Origin of the sequence: Rhizobium sp. 16-488-2b (genome assembly GCF_017741815.1) — a bacterium.
GTDB lineage: Bacteria > Pseudomonadota > Alphaproteobacteria > Rhizobiales > Rhizobiaceae > Rhizobium.
In genome coordinates this window covers 220350-236682 of the sequence record NZ_JAGHMF010000012.1, presented here as the reverse complement: position 1 = coordinate 236682, position 16333 = coordinate 220350, and the positions used below count along the sequence as shown (strand labels likewise).

General features: G+C 63.3%; 16 protein-coding genes. 9 read left to right on the top strand and 7 right to left on the bottom strand.

Features of this window, described 5'->3' with window-relative positions:
- The first annotated feature begins 95 nt into the window (after window positions 1-95).
- Window positions 96-413, top strand: coding sequence for an RcnB family protein (locus J5286_RS13145; protein WP_112436894.1), 318 nt, complete (start codon window positions 96-98; stop codon window positions 411-413).
- A 47-nt stretch (window positions 414-460) separates the two neighbouring features.
- Here the strand turns inward: J5286_RS13145 and J5286_RS13140 are convergent, their stop codons facing one another.
- From J5286_RS13140 to znuA, 3 genes are all read right to left on the bottom strand, one after another.
- The gene (locus tag J5286_RS13140; protein ID WP_209190676.1) at window positions 461-634 is read right to left on the bottom strand and encodes a hypothetical protein; all 174 of its coding nucleotides are present in this window, start codon (window positions 632-634) and stop codon (window positions 461-463) included.
- Complete coding sequence (locus J5286_RS13135) at window positions 631-1836, bottom strand: GTP-binding protein (protein WP_209190675.1); 1206 nt, start codon at window positions 1834-1836, stop codon at window positions 631-633. Before J5286_RS13135 ends, J5286_RS13140 begins: the two co-directional genes overlap by 4 nt.
- Window positions 1837-1929: 93 nt before the next feature.
- Window positions 1930-2973, bottom strand: coding sequence for a zinc ABC transporter substrate-binding protein ZnuA (gene znuA / locus J5286_RS13130; protein ID WP_209215352.1), 1044 nt, complete (start codon window positions 2971-2973; stop codon window positions 1930-1932).
- Window positions 2974-3074: 101 nt separating this feature from the next.
- Here znuA and J5286_RS13125 point away from each other — a divergent pair, with 101 nt between their 5' ends.
- Genes J5286_RS13125 through J5286_RS13115 form a run of 3 tightly spaced genes read left to right on the top strand, consistent with a single transcriptional unit; the run spans window position 3075 to window position 5252 of the window.
- Window positions 3075-4046 carry an ATP-binding cassette domain-containing protein gene (locus tag J5286_RS13125; protein ID WP_209190673.1) on the top strand — a complete coding sequence of 324 codons (972 nt, stop codon included), beginning with the start codon at window positions 3075-3077 and terminating at the stop codon, window positions 4044-4046.
- Window positions 4039-4857: an iron chelate uptake ABC transporter family permease subunit gene (locus J5286_RS13120; RefSeq protein WP_018900624.1), complete on the top strand. Its 819-nt coding sequence runs from the start codon at window positions 4039-4041 to the stop codon at window positions 4855-4857. Before J5286_RS13125 ends, J5286_RS13120 begins: the two co-directional genes overlap by 8 nt.
- Window positions 4854-5252: a Fur family transcriptional regulator gene (locus J5286_RS13115; protein WP_037178690.1), complete on the top strand. Its 399-nt coding sequence runs from the start codon at window positions 4854-4856 to the stop codon at window positions 5250-5252. The genes J5286_RS13120 and J5286_RS13115 overlap by 4 nt, the downstream gene beginning before the upstream one ends.
- Here J5286_RS13115 and J5286_RS13110 read toward each other — a convergent pair whose 3' ends face one another.
- Complete coding sequence (locus J5286_RS13110) at window positions 5253-5783, bottom strand: gamma carbonic anhydrase family protein (RefSeq protein ID WP_209190672.1); 531 nt, start codon at window positions 5781-5783, stop codon at window positions 5253-5255.
- A gap of 12 nt (window positions 5784-5795) precedes the next feature.
- Complete coding sequence (locus tag J5286_RS13105; RefSeq protein ID WP_209190671.1) at window positions 5796-6509, bottom strand: fumarylacetoacetate hydrolase family protein; 714 nt, start codon at window positions 6507-6509, stop codon at window positions 5796-5798.
- A gap of 162 nt (window positions 6510-6671) precedes the next feature.
- Here J5286_RS13105 and dusA point away from each other — a divergent pair, with 162 nt between their 5' ends.
- On the top strand, window positions 6672-7703 hold the full coding sequence (gene dusA / locus J5286_RS13100) for a tRNA dihydrouridine(20/20a) synthase DusA (RefSeq protein WP_209190670.1): 1032 nt from the start codon (window positions 6672-6674) through the stop codon (window positions 7701-7703).
- Window positions 7704-8234: 531 nt separating this feature from the next.
- On the opposite strand, the gene J5286_RS13095 is transcribed toward dusA, so the two are convergent.
- Window positions 8235-9659 carry a Dyp-type peroxidase gene (locus tag J5286_RS13095; protein WP_209190669.1) on the bottom strand — a complete coding sequence of 475 codons (1425 nt, stop codon included), beginning with the start codon at window positions 9657-9659 and terminating at the stop codon, window positions 8235-8237.
- A 525-nt stretch (window positions 9660-10184) separates the two neighbouring features.
- On the opposite strand from J5286_RS13095, the gene J5286_RS13090 reads away from it, so the two are divergent.
- On the top strand, window positions 10185-11435 hold the full coding sequence (locus tag J5286_RS13090) for an MFS transporter (RefSeq protein ID WP_209190668.1): 1251 nt from the start codon (window positions 10185-10187) through the stop codon (window positions 11433-11435).
- 166 nt (window positions 11436-11601) lie between these two features.
- Entirely contained in the window at window positions 11602-12765 is a 1164-nt protein-coding gene (locus J5286_RS13085) for a GGDEF domain-containing protein (protein ID WP_348529258.1), read from the top strand.
- Here J5286_RS13085 and J5286_RS13080 read toward each other — a convergent pair.
- The gene (locus J5286_RS13080) at window positions 12762-14045 is read right to left on the bottom strand and encodes an MFS transporter (protein WP_209190666.1); all 1284 of its coding nucleotides are present in this window, start codon (window positions 14043-14045) and stop codon (window positions 12762-12764) included. The two genes, J5286_RS13085 and J5286_RS13080, sit on opposite strands and share 4 nt — an antisense overlap.
- A gap of 226 nt (window positions 14046-14271) precedes the next feature.
- Between J5286_RS13080 and J5286_RS13075 the strand changes: the two genes are divergently transcribed.
- Complete coding sequence (locus J5286_RS13075) at window positions 14272-14625, top strand: DMT family protein (RefSeq protein WP_047512340.1); 354 nt, start codon at window positions 14272-14274, stop codon at window positions 14623-14625.
- Between the two features lie 128 nt (window positions 14626-14753).
- A complete protein-coding gene (locus tag J5286_RS13070; protein ID WP_209190665.1) occupies window positions 14754-16331 on the top strand; it encodes a DUF1800 domain-containing protein in 1578 nt (525 codons plus the stop codon).
- Window positions 16332-16333 lie beyond the last annotated feature (2 nt).

Genomic DNA, 16333 nt, shown 5'->3' with positions numbered 1-16333 from the left:
TATGTGTTTTTATTACTGAAGTTTAATTTAACTTTCAGTTTCGGTTCATCATTTCAGGTCTAGGTTCGGGGCGTGTTCAACACGAGGAAACCCCAATGAAAAAGATGTTTGCCGTTCTTCTCTCCGCTTCTTTCTTGGCCGCGCCGCTGGTTGCCGCGACGGGTGCAAGCGCGCAGGAACATCATCGCCGCCCCGTTCACGTCGAGCGCGAGGTGCATGTCACAAAGTACAAGTGGAGCCGCGGTCATCGCATGAGCCCCGCCGAGCGCCGCAACATGCGCGAAGTGCGCGACTACCGCCGCTATCGCCTTGCGCCTCCGCCGCGCGGCTATCGCTGGGTGCAGGTCAACAACGACTATCTGATGATCAGCATTGCCAGCAATGTGATCTCTAACATCGTCGTCGGCCGCTGATCGGCCGATGTGATTTGTGCGGAAAGGGCGGCTTCGGCCGCCCTTTTTCATGCCTGCCTTTCGGGCGTATTGCGCGCCAGCCGCGCCGCCAATTTGCCGAGAACGCCGGTGCTAGGCTTGCGCTCTTCGGCCTCGGGTGGCGCTGCCAGCCCCTCGATCGGCGGCAGCGGGTCGCATTCCTCGCAGACGCATTGATATCTCCTGATCGCTTGCGCCTTCATGCGGCCTGGTCTCCCCAGCGGGCGAAGGGGTCGGGCATGTCGCGCCACTTGTCCGGCGTGAAGTCCTCGGCGCTGACAAGACATGCGTTGAGACGCTCGCGGATCCAGGATTCGTCCATCGGGTCGGCGCCGATGAAGACGATTTCCTGGCGGCGGTCGCCCCAGACAGGGTGCAGATAGGGTCCGATCGCGGTCATGAAGCGCGGATCGTCCGGCCAACGCTCCCTCGGCACTGCCGACCACCATGTACCCATGCGGCTGGTCCGCAGGATTGCGCCGGCCTGGCTGACTTCGCCGACATGATGCGGACGGGTGGCCAGCCAGAAGAAGCCCTTGGTGCGGACCACGCCCGGCCAGGCCGTGTCGAAAAAGCGCTGCAGTTTCGCCGGATCGAAGGGACGCTTCTCGCGATAGACGAAGGAGCGGATGCCGTATTCCTCGGTTTCCGGCACATGGTCGTTGAAGCCATGCATTTCCTTGTACCAGAGCGGATGGGTCTCGGCCTTGTGGATGTCGAACAGACCGGTTCCCAGCACCTCCTGCGGCCGAACCTTGCCGAAATCGGCCTCGATCAGCCGGGCATCCGGGTTCAGGCCGACGACGATCTGGCGGGCGGCCTGCAGCTGCTCGGCGGTCGCGGTGCCAACCTTGTTGAGGATCACGACGTCTGCGAATTCGATCTGCTCGACCAAGAGGTCGATCACCGTGCGATTGTCGCCATCGCCCGCCGTTTCTCCACGGTCGCCGAGGAAGTCGGTGGAGGCGTAGTCGGCGAGCAGGCCGGCGGCGTCGACGACGGTGACCATGGTGTCGAGTTCGGCGACATCGGACAGGCTCAGGCCGTCCTCGTCGCGGAACTCGAAGGTGGTGGCGACGGGCAGGGGCTCGGCGATACCAGTGGATTCGATCAGCAAGTAGTCGAAGCGATTCTGCTCGGCGAGCTGGCGAACCTCCTTCAGGAGGTCGTCGCGCAGCGTGCAGCAGATGCAGCCGTTGGTCATCTCGACCAAAGCCTCATCGGTGCGCGACAGGTTGGCGCCGCCATCGCGCACCAGTGCGGCGTCGATGTTGACTTCGCTCATGTCGTTGACGATGACGGCGACGCGCAGGCCGTCGCGGTTGGCCAGTATGTGGTTCAGAAGCGTCGTCTTGCCGGCGCCTAGGAAGCCGGAGAGGACGGTGACCGGCAGTTTCCTGTTCATTGTGATCTCCAGTTAATGTTATAATATTACATTGATTGATCTGAAAGAGGCGGACTGTGTGCCCGCCTTTTTCGATATGCGGTGTGGCCGGCCTCAGCTTTCGCGTGACAGGCAATCCTTGAGATTGTTGGCGATCCCGCGCATCAGCTTGAAATAGAGATCCGGGCCGGCATCGAGCGTTGCGGCTTCGGGATCGAGCACGCCGGCCTTGGCCTTGGTGCCCTCGAGCACGACATCGACGAGGCGCGGCTGGAACTGCGGTTCAGCGAAGACGCAGGTTGCGCCAAGGTCCGCCACCTTCTTGTGGATCTCGGCGATCCGCTCGGCGCCGGGGATGGTTTCCGGGCTGACGGTGATCGAGCCGGCGACGCGCACCTTGTACCGGTTTTCGAAATACTGGTAGGCGTCGTGGAAGACGATGAAGGGCTTGTCCTTGACCGGTGACACGATGCTGGAAATTTCCTTGTCGAGCGCGTCGAGCTTGGCGTTCAGCGCCTGGGCATTGGCCTGGTAGGCAAGGGCGTTGGCGGGGTCGGCGGCCACCAGCGTCGTGGTGATCTCGGCGGCCATGGCTTTGGCGTTTTCGGGGTCGAGCCAGAGGTGGGTGTCGAAGGCGCCGTGGCCGTGGTCATGGTCGTGATCGTCATGCGCCACAGCGGCGTGATCGTGATCGTGATCGTGACCGGCCGCTTCCTTGGCGTGATCGTGGCCTGCCTCGTGCGCATCGCCATCATGGTCGTCATGGTCATGGGCTTCGAAGGCGCCGCCCTCGCGGAACTTTAGCTTGGTCAGGCCGGGCGCCTTGTCGAGCTCGGCGACGCTGGCATCCTCTCCGAGCGCTTCCAGCGGCTTTTCCAGAAAGGCTTCCATGCCCGGGCCGACCCAGAAGACCACCTTGGCGTCCTGCAGCGCCTTGGCGTTGGAGGGCTTCATCGAATAGGTGTGCGGGGAAGCGGCGCCATCGACGATCAGCTCCGGCGTGCCGACGCCCTGCATGATGGCGGAGACCAGCGAGTGCACCGGCTTGATCGAGGTGACGACGACGGGCGCGTCGGCGCCGTGGGCCGTGCCGGCAAGGAGGAGGGCCGGGAGTGCGAGGCCTTGTAGCGCCAGGGAAAGGCCGGTCGCGAGTTTCATGTGCATGCTCCGCTTGAATTGCATAGGTAATGTTATTACATCAATTGCGTTATGCTATAACGTGTGCGATAGCAGGGCGCAACAGCACTTTCGGAAAAATGATGCCATTACCCGCAAATTCCGAGGCGAGGCCGCTCGTTTCGCTTTCCAATGTCGGCGTCCGCAGAAACGGCCGCTGGCTGGTTCGCGGCGTCGATTTTTCCGTCTCGCGCGGCGAGATCGTGACGCTGATCGGCCCCAATGGCTCGGGCAAGTCGACCACCGTGAAGACCGCGATCGGGGTGATGAAGGCCGACGAGGGCAAGGTGACGCGCGCCTCCGGTCTCAAGGTCGGCTATGTCCCGCAGAAGCTCGCCATCGACTGGACGTTGCCGCTGACGGTGCGCCGGCTGATGACGCTGACGGGGCCGCTTTCGGCAAGCGACATGAACGAGGCGCTCGATGCTGTCGGGCTTTCCCACATGCGCGATGCCGAGGTGCAGCATCTCTCCGGCGGCGAATTCCAGCGGGCGCTGATGGCGCGCGCCATTGCCCGCAAGCCCGGTCTGCTGGTGCTCGACGAGCCGGTGCAGGGCGTCGATTTTTCCGGCGAGATTGCCATCTACGAGCTGATCAAGACGATCCGCAACAGGACTGGATGCGGCATCCTGCTGATTTCGCACGACCTGCATGTGGTGATGGCGGCGACCGATACCGTGATCTGCCTCAACGGCCATGTCTGCTGCCGGGGTACGCCGCAGGCGGTGACGCAGAGCGCCGAATATGTGCGCCTGTTCGGCAGCCGCGCGGCGCAGTCGCTTGCTGTCTACAGTCACGATCACGATCATACGCATCTCCCCGATGGCCGCGTTCTGCATGCGGATGGCTCGGTGACGGACCATTGCCATCCTGAGGATGGTCATCACCATGGCCATGATCACGCCGGCCACGACCATGCGCCCCATGATCATTCCGGGCACTCTCATGATCATGCGCATCATGACCACGGGCATGCTGGCCATGACCACGCCCACCATCATACGGCCGATGACGGGCACGGGCACAAGCATCCGGCGGGAGAGCGCCATGTTTGACGATTTCTTCGTCCGCGCCATCATCGCCGGCGTCGGCCTGGCGCTGACCACGGGGCCGCTCGGCTGCTTCATCATCTGGCGGCGCATGGCCTATTTCGGCGACACGATCTCGCATTCGGCGCTGCTCGGCGTGGCGCTGTCGCTGCTTATGCAGTTCAACCTGACGCTATCAGTCTTCGTGGTCGCGGCTGCCGTCTCGATCCTGCTGCTCTTGCTGCAGAAGCGGCAGGCTCTCTCGGCCGATGCGCTGCTCGGCATTCTCTCGCATGCGACGCTGGCGATCGGGCTTGTCATGGTCGCCTTCATGACGTGGGTGCGCATCGACCTCATCGCCTTCCTGTTTGGCGATATCCTTGCCGTCTCCAAGGCCGATATCGCCTTCATCTGGGGCGGCGGCATTCTGGTCCTCGGCGCGATCGCCTGGCTGTGGCGGCCGCTGCTTGCCTCGACCGTCAATCCCGAACTTGCCGAGGCTGAAGGCTTGAAGCCGGAGCGGGCGCGGCTGTTCTTCATGCTGCTGATGGCCGTCGTCATCGCGATCGCCATGAAGATCGTCGGCATCATGCTGATCACCTCGCTGCTGATCATTCCGGCCGCTGCTGCCCGGCGCTTCTCGTCGACGCCCGAGATCATGGCGGTGCTCGCCTCGCTGATCGGGGCGGTTGCCGTCGTCGGCGGGCTGTTCGGCTCGCTCACCTACGACACGCCGTCGGGCCCGTCGATCGTGGTCGCGGCTCTCATTCTCTTCATTCTCAGCCTGCTGCCCAAATTCGGGCGGGGCCAGGCCGCCACGGAAGGACAAGGCTCATGAGCGCACCCGCACTGACCAAGAACCAGGCGCTTGTCTTCGACGTTCTCGAAAAGGCCGACGGCCCGCTCAGCGCCTATACGATCCTCGACAAGCTGCGCGACCACGGCTTTCGCGCGCCGCTGCAGGTCTACCGGGCGCTGGAGAAGCTGCTCGAATATGGCGTCGTGCACCGGCTCGAGAGCATCAACTCCTTCGTCGCCTGCGCGCATCCCGGCGAGAATTGCCACAGCCACGGCATCGTCGCCTTCGCCATCTGCGAGAGCTGCGGCCAGGTGATGGAATTCCACGACCACGAGGTCGACCATCGCCTGATGGACTGGACGCGCGGCAAGAAGTTCAAGGCCGAGAAGACGACGATCGAGATCCGCGGGCTTTGCGAGGCCTGCGCGGCGTAACTAGTCGAGCCGCTTCAGATCTCGGGCGAAACGCTGCCAGTTCCCAACGTATTTCTCCGCCGAGCGCTTGAGGCCTTCGATCGCCTTGTCGTCGAGGGTGCGGATGGCGCGGGCGGGGGAGCCGACGATGAGGGAATTGTCGGGGAATTCCTTGCCTTCCGTCACCAGCGCATTGGCGCCGACGAGGCAGTTGTTGCCGATTTTCGCGCCGTTCAGTACCGTGGCGCCCATGCCAACAAGCGAATTGTTTCCGATCGAACAGCCATGGACAATCGCATGATGACCGATGGTGCAACCTTCGCCGATCGTGACGGGATAACCGGGATCGGTGTGGAGGATGGCGCCTTCCTGGATATTGGTCGCCGCGCCGACCGTGATCGGCTCGTTGTCTCCACGCAGCACCGCGCCGAACCAGACGCCGACGTCACCGCCAAGCGTAACCTTGCCGATCACATGCGCATCGGGCGCGATCCAGTATGTGCCTGACGGCGGCAGATCCGGTTCGTGGCCCGAGAGCGCATAGATCGGCATGGTCATTCCTCCTTAGGCGACGTCGATGGACAGCTTGGCGACACCGTCGATGCCGCAATCGATATGGTCGCCACGCTTCACCGCACCGACGCCGGCAGGGGTGCCAGTCATGATCACGTCGCCGGGGGCGAGCTCGAACAGCTTGGAGAGTTCGGCGATGATTTCGGGCACCTTCCAGATCATCTGGTTGAGATCGCCATCCTGCACGCGCTTACCGTTGAGATCGAGCCAGACGCGGCCGGCATCGGGGTGGCCAAGCTTTGCGGCCGGGACGATCGCCGAGACCGGAGCGGAATGTTCGAAGGCTTTCGCCAGTTCCCACGGGCGGCCGAGCTTCTTGGCGTCGGCCTGCAGGTCGCGGCGGGTGAAATCGATGCCGACGGCATAGCCGTAGACGCAATCGAGCGCATTCTCGAGCGCGATATCCTTGCCGCCCGATTTCAGCGCCAGCACGCATTCGACCTCGAAATGGACGTCGTTCGACAGCGGCGGGTAGGGGAAGTCCTTGCCGTCTGCGAGAAGATTGTCGGCGTTCTTCTGGAAGAAGAAGGGCGGCTCACGGCTCGGATCATGGCCCATCTCGATGGCATGGTCGGCATAGTTGCGACCGACGCAATAGACGCGACGCACCGGAAAGCGATCGGTGGTGCCTTCGACGGGGATGAGGACGGGCGCGGGAAGGGGAATGACGGTGCCTGCGGCCGTGGCGGAAGAGGAGAGGGACATGGGACGGGGATGCTCTTGCTGTTTTCGTGAGTCCGATCATCTTAGCCGCAAAAGCGACGCGGGGGAAAGCGTGGAAGGCGGTGCTGCGGTACGCGCGTTCCGGCATTGCTGCCCTGCGCGGGGAAACTGGCGTTTTCGCGCGCTTTGCGCTATGAGCGCGGCATGACACCATCGCATTTCTACAAACAGGCGCTCGAAACGAAGCGGCCGGTCTTCGCGGTCGCGCCGATGATCGACTGGACCGATAGGCATTGCCGTTACTTCCACCGGCAGATCAGCCGCAACGCGCTGCTCTACACGGAAATGGTCGTGGCCGACGCGATCATCCATGGGCCGCGCGAGCGGTTGCTGTCCTTCGATGCCGCCGAGCATCCGGTGGCGTTGCAGCTTGGCGGGTCCGATCCGGAGAAGCTGGTGAAGGCGCTGGAGATCGCGGCGCCTTACGGCTACGACGAGATCAACCTCAATGTCGGCTGCCCTTCGGACCGGGTGCAATCGGGCACCTTCGGGGCCTGCCTGATGCTGACGCCCGATATCGTGGCGGATTGCATCCGGGCGATGAAGAAGGTGTCCTCGGTGCCTGTCACCGTGAAGTGCCGGATCGGGGTGGACGAGCAGGAGCCGGAGAAGGCGCTGCCCGATCTTCTCGACCGGGTGCTCGACGCCGGCGCCGACGCGATCTGGATCCATGCTCGCAAGGCCTGGCTGAAGGGCTTGTCGCCGAAGGAAAACCGCGAGATCCCGCCGCTTGACTACGACATCGTCTACCGCACCAAGCAGGCGCGGCCGGATGTGTTCATCGGCATCAATGGCGGCATCCAGACGCTGGATCAGGCGGATGAGCATCTGCGGCATGTCGACGGCGTCATGCTCGGGCGGGCGGCCTATCAGAATGCCGGTGTGCTTGCCGATGTCGACCATCGTTTCTTCGGGGCGGAGGCGGAAGCCTTCGACTGGGAGCTTCTGCGCGACCGGATGATGGATTACGCGGCGCGGCATATCGCCGATGGCGGCCGGCTGCAGCAGGTGGCGCGGCATATGGTGGGGCTGTTCACCGGCCTGCCGGGCGCGCGGCGCTATCGGCAGATATTGTCGACCGACGCGGTGAAGGCCGGGGCCGGGCCGGAGGTGATCGCGGCGGCTTTCGCGGCGGTGGATTTTTCCGGTGTGACGGAGGATGCGGTTAGCGCTTGAGGGGGTAGGCACGACGTCTCCACGGCACACCCAAACCCCACGCCGCCCGAAAGCCCGTGTCTCCACCATGCAAACTTCACTCGGCATGCACTTCACTCGGACGGGGCGCTGGAAATCACCTCGATTGAGTAAGTAGAATATGGCGCTTCCCAGCGCCCCGTTCGGCGGTTTATGCCCGCAACTCCGGTCTCTCTGCCTTCTCGCCCAACTTCGCGACGAGACCATGTGTGCCTCACAGGCACGTCCGGGCTCAACTCGGGCCCATCTTGCGACGGAACCCGCCGTCACCGGAGGGAGGCCATTTTCTGCGAACCCCGGATGAGAGAGCTTGCGTCCTCCTCAAACACCCAGCGCCGATCCCGCCTCGCCGGCACGCCTGCCGGGGTATCCGATGACGGGACATGTGCATTTTAGAGTGCTGTCTATCGAACGGGGAAAATTGTGGTTGTGATTTTTCGTGAATCGCTGATGTGCAACCTACATCATGCCGACAGAGCGGCGGTCACGCCGCCGCCCTTGACCGACACCCCCCTACAAACTCCGACAAAACGCCAAAGACGGCATGAAGAAATACTCCCCACCCTTCATCGTCACCGCCTGCGGTGTCGCGGTCGTGGTTGCGGTGGTCGTTCCGCCCCATTCGACCGGACAGTGGATGTCGGGGCGCGGGTTGGGGCTTTGGCCGATCACGAGGTCTAGGCCCGGAGCGCCGGCGCCCGGGGGGACGCGGGGGAAGCCGGGGTTGTTGGCCCAGGTCGATTGCGCGAACTCGAACTGCTCGGCGATGTCGGCGTTGAATGCCATGAACAGCAGGCCGACATCCTTGCTCGGCTTGTTTTCGATGCGGCCGTCATTGGGCTGGTCGGTGCGCACGCCATAGGTCTGGCCGCGCCGCGCCATGATGTGCAGGCGTTCGCCGTCGACGGGCTCGAAGCCGCCGGAGCCGCGCGGGTTGACCTTGCGTATATGGGCGAAGAACGGACACTTGGCGCCGTTGGGATCGCTGTCATAGTCGAAGTCGTTGGGCACCGGGTGGTGATTGCCGTCCGCGAACTGGGTGGCGAGCGGCGTGCCGTCCTCGAAGCGGCCGACCAGCATGGCGCCCGCCCGTTCCGCATCGTCGCCCTTCAGGTGCAGCCGCTTGGCCAGGGCCTTTTCCTGCTTCTTGAACTGCTTGACGTTCTGCTCGAGTTTGCGGAACACGAAGTAGCTGCCGAAGTGCCTGGCCGGATCGGGGGCGGCGGTATCGGGCACGATGACGCGGTTCAGCGCGAAGGCGGGGTCCCAGTTGGTGGCGCCGTCGGCCGTCAGGCGCTCATCATCGATATCCTCGGTCAGGAACAGCGGTTGGCTGCGGCCGTCGACATAGCCGAAGTGCTCGATGCCGTCGCCATTGCTGTTGTGCAGGCCGTGGCCCTTTTCCTCGCCGAGAATATGGACGCCGTGGCACGCCTGGATCAGGTGGCGCACCGCCGTCAGCGCCTTGTTGCGCGGGCCGGACATCTGGTCGCCGACCAAGATGACGGCGTGGATCACGTCGCGGAAATGCGGTTCCCAGGTCGCTGGCGCCGGGTCGTTCAGGCCGGCGTTCTTCATGCCGGAGCGGAACGAGGCGTCCGGCGGGATTTTCGGGGCGGGGATCTGCAGCGCCGTGTAGCCATCGCCGGTGAGGCCGACGCTGACATAGGGCGTGCCCTTGTTGCCCGTCGCCTTGAAGGCCTTGACCTCCTGCAGGTGGGTCTTTGCCGATTTCAAGAGCGGTGTGCCTGTCGGTGGCTGCGACAGCGCCTTCAATAGCGCGCGGCCGCCGGCGGGGTCGGAGAATTTCAGGAACAGGATGGTCAGGAATTCGCGGGTGTGGGCCTTGACGATATTCGGTTGAAGTTCGTCGAGCATCACGGCGGCGTCTCCCGCAGCGCTCTCCCATGAAAGCGGTTGGGTCAGATCGAAAGGCATGGCTCCTCCTCCTCGGGGCTGGTCGGCCTAGGATGTGTTCATGCGCATGGCTGGAACTGCTCAGACCGACGGTTGATCTGCTGTTGTCTTGCTCAGGTCTAAAATCATCGATTTTTCGCAAGCGGTATCATCGCCGCCAGAGACTGGCGGGCGCATTGCCGGTATGGATGCAATCTATCTGTGCTTGCTTTTTATGGTTGCATATGCAACCTGACATTTATATCTCACATTTTGCTAATAATCGCAATAGCTATTTAGAAGCAGGTACTTGGCCGGAATTCTTGCGCCAGAATGAAACGCTCGCCCTTTGGTGGTCGCTTCTCAAACGGTTGCGTGTGGCGACGATAGGGCCACCCATAAACACAGCGCGATCACGACAAACGTGATGGAACAAGGGCAGCGTTGCTGACGTTTCGAAAGCGCTGCCTGTCACAGCTCCACCCCGCCCATGTCAGGGCGATCCCTCTCTTCGACGGCATCCGGATTTGCCCCGCTTCGCCGCCGCTTTCGGACGGAGGATCCGTTATGTCCGCATTGGAAAGCCTGCGCCGGCTGACGCCGCAGCAGCGCAATACCGTTATCGCCAGCTATCTCGGCTGGACGCTCGATGCCTTCGATTTCTTCATACTCGTTTTCGTTCTCAAATATATCGCCACAGAGTTCAAAACCGACGTTCCCGCCGTCTCGGTGGCAATCCTCTTGACGCTCGCCATGCGGCCGGTCGGTGCGCTGCTGTTCGGGCTGGCGTCGGATAAATACGGGCGGCGGATCACGCTGATGGTCAACGTGCTGCTCTATTCGATCTTCGAATTCCTCACCGGCTTCTCCACCGGGCTCACCATGTTCATCGTGCTGCGCGCGCTCTATGGCATCGCCATGGGCGGCGAGTGGGGTGTCGGTGCGTCGCTGGTGATGGAGACCGTGCCGGAGGAGAGCCGCGGCATCGTCTCCGGCATTCTGCAGGCCGGCTATCCCTCGGGCTATCTCCTGGCGTCGATCGTGTTCTTCCTGCTCTTTCCCATCATCGGCTGGCGCGGCATGTTCTTCGTCGGTGCCGCACCGGCGCTCTTGGTGCTTTATATCCGCCGCAGCGTCGAGGAGAGCCCGGCTTTCCTGAAGCAGCAGGAGCGGGGACGCCGGCCGTTCCTGACGGTGCTGAGAGAAAACATCCCGCTGTTCATCTGGTCGGTGCTGTTGATGACGGCGTTCAATTTCTTCAGCCACGGCACACAGGATCTCTATCCGACCTTCCTCGAGACGCAGCGCAACTACGACAGCTACACCACGGGTGCGATCGCCATCGTCTACAATATCGGCGCGATCTGCGGCGGGCTGTTCTTCGGGGCGCTGTCGCAGCGGATCGGCCGTAAGAAGGCGATCGTCATTGCCGCGCTGATCGCGGTGCCGGTGGCGCCGCTGTGGGTTTATGCGCCGGGTCCGGTGCTGCTTGCGATCGGCGCCTTCCTGATGCAGTTCTTCGTGCAGGGTGCCTGGGGCATCGTGCCCGTGCATCTCAACGAGCTTTCGCCGGATGAGGTCCGCAGCACGTTTCCGGGGTTTGCCTACCAGCTCGGCAATCTGCTGGCATCGGGCAATGCCACGATCCAGTCCGGCCTCGCGGCTCACTGGAATGGCGATTACGCCTATGCGCTTTTGATCGTCGCCGGCATCGTGGCTGTTGCCGTGGCCGTGCTGGCGGCGTTCGGCTACGAGAAAAAAGATGTGCGCTTCGGCTCGGAGGATGCCGGAGAGCCGCACCGCGCCCTGCGCGCGTGAGCGGCAAGCGGCGGCCTCCGGCAATCTGGGGCTGCCCCTTGCACCCGTATCGATCGATATGTGGTCTACCGCAGGTAGGCTTTTGTTAACGTTGAGTGGCTAGCGCTTTTCATCGAGGCGGTGTTTGCGCACCGGGCCTCGTCATCATCGTTCGATGGGTGCCGCAGTGAATTTTGCCTTTATGCTTCCGGTCATGATGTTGACCTTCGGCTGCACCTTCCTCGTCGTTTCAAGGTTCGGATCGCGCGAAGCAGGCTTGTGGGCAGCGGGTTTTCTCTCCGCTGCCGTCGCCTTCTCGGTACCGATGTTTTTCTCCTGGCTGCCGATCCCCGTTCAGGCGCTCAGCGCCGACGCGCTCTTTCTCTCCGCCTTCTATTTCTACAGCGGCGCTATCCTGAAGCGCTTTCGCCGGCCGTCGCGTATCGTTTTGCGTTTGGGCGTTTGCGTCGTGGCCTACGCAGCGCTCGCCTATTCGGTACTCGTGCTCGAAAGCCTGCCCGCCGAACTCCTCATCAGCGATATCGCCTGCTCGGCCTTGCTGATCTTCGCGATCGGCTCCTCCTTGCGCAGCACGCGCAGGGCGATCGACCGCATTCTGCTCGGCGTCGCCTCGCTGATCGTGCTCGAAGCGATCGTCCGCAATGCCATCCTGCTGGTGATATTCTCGCCTGGGGGCGACTTGGAGAGCTTCGGCACCTCCACTTACGCGTTCGTCATGCAGGCGGGCGCTTCCGTCATCGCGCTGCTCTTTGCGCTTTCGGCGCTGGCTGCGACGACGCTCGACACGATCGAGCGCTACCGCGATGCGGCCGAGAGCGATTCGCTAACTGGACTGCTGAACCGGCGTGGCTTCGAGGAAGCGGTGAGGCGGTTGAAGGCGCGGGGCGCGCTGAAGGGCGCGATACTTCTGTGCGATATCGACCACTTCAAGCGGATCAACGACACATTTGGCCACGCCGCCGGCGACAGCGTGATCGCGGGTCTCGCGGAACTATTGAAAGCGCGCCTGCCTGAGGGAGCCTTTGCCGCGCGTTTCGGCGGCGAGGAATTCGTAGCGTTTCTGCCGGGCGCGGAGCTCGCCGATGGCGGCAAGGTCGCGAATGCGATCCGGCTCGCCTTCTCGGCGGCCGGACAACCTGATGTCGAGAGTGTCGGCAAGATCACGGCGAGCTTCGGCGTTGCCTGCGTGGCATCAAGCGACGCGTCGCTGACCGAAACGATCGGCCGCGCGGACGCAGCCCTTTACGCGGCGAAGGATGCCGGGCGCAACCGGGTGATGCTGGAAGGCACGCCGGCGCGGGAAGCGCCTGCCATTCATGTGGCGTCCTAGGCTCGCGTTAGCTTCGGTTCGGCGTTGAGCTTTGTCGCTGCGCGCGGCGCGATTGCCTCGCGGCCGAGCATGAACAGCGCCAGCGCGAAGAGCGCGACGCCGCCGTGTACCCAATAGGCGAGGCCATATCCGCCCCGGTCGGTCAGCCATCCAGCGACCACGTTGCTCAGCGATGCGCCGATGCCCTGTACGGTCATCACCGCGCCAAGGCCGACGTTGAAGCGGCCGGTGCCGGCGAGGATGCGTTCGGCCGCGATGGGCGTCGCGATGCCGATCAGGCCGGCGCCGACTCCATCGAGAAACTGCACGGGATAGATCGAGCCGAAGCTCGGCACGCTGCCGGCGATCGCGCCGCGCAGGGGTAGCGCGCAGAGCGCGATGACGAAGACCGATGCCAGGCCGAAGCGTCTGATGAGGAAAGGTGCGAGCAACGCCATGGCGATCATCGACAGCTGCGACACGCCGGTGACGATCGCAGTGGTGCGAAAGGGCGTGCCGAGCTGGATGGAGAAGTTCTGGGCGATCAGCCGGCTCATCGGCGCGTTTCCGAAGTGGAAGACCAGCAAGGTCAGCGCCAGCAGCACGAGACCACGCGAATTCGCCAGCACCGAATAGCCGGAAGGGCTGGCTGTTGCGGCCGATCCATCGTCCGGGTGGTTGGCTAGGTCCTTGTCCTTGGTAAGGCCGCGGGCGACGTCGTTGTCGATATCCTCAGGGCGGATCGCCAGCGTCGCGACGATCGCGGCGAGCGCGGTGATGAGCATAAGGCCGATCACGCCGTTCAGCCCCCAGACTATGGTGGCGGCGTAGACGCAGGCGAGCGAGAAGACGTTTCCGGCATGGTTCCAGAATTCGTTGCGGGCGACCTGTTGGGAGAAGGCGCTTTCGCCGACGAGGCCGAGTGTCAGTCCCATCAGCGCCGGGCCGATCACCGCGCCGACGATCGCGGTCATCGACTGGCCGCCGAAAACCGAGGCATTGCCCGGACTGGCAAGCGTCCAGAGTGCGGCTGCCGTGACCAGCATAACCGGGATGATGATCAGCAGGCGCTTGTGCGGCGAGGCATCGACAAGGGCTCCGAACAGGGGCGTGGCGATCAGACCGAGAATACCGCCAAGGGTTGCCACGATACCTAACGTCATCGGGGTCCAGCCGTGCGTTGCAAGGAAGCCATCGAGAAAGGGGCCAAGGCCGTCGCGGGCATCGGCGAGGAAGAAATTCAGAACCGCCAGCGCCACCAGCGAGCGACCGGACAGACCACTGTTCGAAACTGAGTTCACGCCATGTCTCCGCCAAAGGGCCTGTTGACCCGCGATTGCCAGAGACATCATTCGGGCTGCCTGGCTTCCGGTGCTGCCTCAAACGGCCGGTCCGGTGAAATGTTCCGGTTCGCGTGACGTTCTGATGCCTCGGAGACGATATATTTCGCGGAGGCTCCCCGACCTCTTGAAGCCTTTTCGTTCAGCGGTACATGCTGCCGCCAGCTTCAACTCTCGGGAATCACACATGCCCTTTGCCCTCAGCCCCGCGGCCATCTGGCCGATCGTCATGCTGCTTGCCTCCAACGTCTTCATGACATTCGCCTGGTACGGGCATCTCAAGCACAAGGGGACGGCGATTTTCGTCGCCATCATCGTCAGCTGGGCGATCGCCTTCTTCGAATACTGCCTGGCGGTGCCGGCCAATCGTATCGGCTCGGCGGTTTATTCGACGGCGCAGCTGAAGACCATGCAGGAGGTGATCACGCTTCTGGTGTTCTCCGGCTTCTCGGTGTTCTGGCTGGGCGAGAGCCTGACCTGGAACCATGCGATCGGATTTGCGCTGATCGCGGTCGGAGCGTCCTTCATCTTCCGTGGATGATTGCGATCCTGCCTGATGGGACCGGGTAAGTCCTTGAATTACAAATTGTCCATGTCACGTCTCTGCCTCAATTTCCGACGGTTTTGACCCCAGCCTGTCACCATCCAGGGATATGGAGGTGACAGGTCATGAGTCTTTCCTTTCCGACGATGGCGGCGATCCGCTTCGGCTACGGTTTTCGGCCGGGCGAGGTGGCGGCGCAGAACAAGGACGACCTGTTGAAACAGGTGAACGCGGATGCGCGGGCACCGGTCGCGTTTCCCGTCGGCGGTATCGAGCAACGGCATCAGGTGATCGCCGACCTGCAGGCCAATCTGCGCGATCTCAGGCAAAGCGGCGACGATGACCAGACGCGTCGCGAGCGGCGCAAGGTTCTGCAGAAGCAGGCGCAGCGCACGTTCCAGCAGGATGCGAATGCGCGGCTGCTGCAGGCGGTGATGTCGCCGAACGGTTTCCAGGAGCGGCTTTCTACCTTCTGGACCAATCATTTTTCCACCAGCGCCAACAAGAGCCTGCCGATGCGGCTGCTCGTGCCGCTCTACGAGGCCGAAGCGATCCGGCCGCGTATCGGCGGGCGCTTCGCCGATCTGTTGCGCAGCGCGACCGAGCATCCGGCGATGCTGATCTATCTCGATCAGGCGGAGTCGCTCGGGCCGGATTCCAAGGGCGGCATGCGGCAGAAGAAGGGGCTTAACGAAAACCTCGGGCGCGAATTGCTGGAACTGCACACGCTTGGGGCCGGCAGCGGCTATACGCAGGCCGATGTGCGGGCCGCGGCCATGGTTTTGACCGGGCTGACGATCGACCGGCAGGAGATGGACATGGCGTTTCGCCCCAACATCGCCGAGCCCGGTCGTCACGAGGTTCTCGGCGTCAGCTATGGTGGCGACAGGCGGCGGCCGGGCGACTATCTCGCCATGCTCGACGATCTTGCCGCCAATCCGAAGACGGCCGCGCATATCTGTCGCAAGCTGGCGGTGCATTTCGTTTCCGATCAGCCGGATGACGGGCTGATCGCCGCGATGACCGGTGCGTGGAAGAAGACCGACGGCGATCTCAGGGCCGTCTATGGCGCCATGCTCGACCATCCCGCCGCCTGGGCGAACGAGGGCGCGAAGGCGCGCCAGCCATTCGATTTCGTCGTTGCCGGTCTCAGGGCGCTGAATGCAGGCTCTGGCGATGGCACCGTTGTCGCCTTTCTCAAGGACAACCAGCAGGATGACGACGCTCAGTCTATGGGCGCGCAGGGGGCCATGGCTCCGGGCGCTCCTGATATGGGCGGTGCGATGAATGGTGGCGCCAAAGACGATATGAAGGGCGGAGACACCGCTGCTGGCGGCGTGCCGTCGATGATCGATCCCGGCGACGAGGACAGGGTGAAGCGCCGCAAGGCGATGCAGACGGCAAGGGCGCTCGGGCAGGGCGCGCTGAGGCGCATGGGGCAACCGATCTGGTTGCCGCCGAGCCCTGCTGGCTTCGAGGAGAGTTTCTCGGCCTGGATCACGGCCAGCCAACTTGCCGAGCGGCTCGGCTGGGCGCGGCGGGCGACCGCGCAGTTCGGGCATGGGCTCGATCCCCGTGAATTCCTGAAGGCAACGCTTGGCGATGCCGCGCGCGACGACACGATCCGCGTCGTCAGCCAGGCACCCAACAAGACAACCGGCCTGATGCTTGCGCTTGCGTCGCCCGAGTTCAACCGTCGATAGGA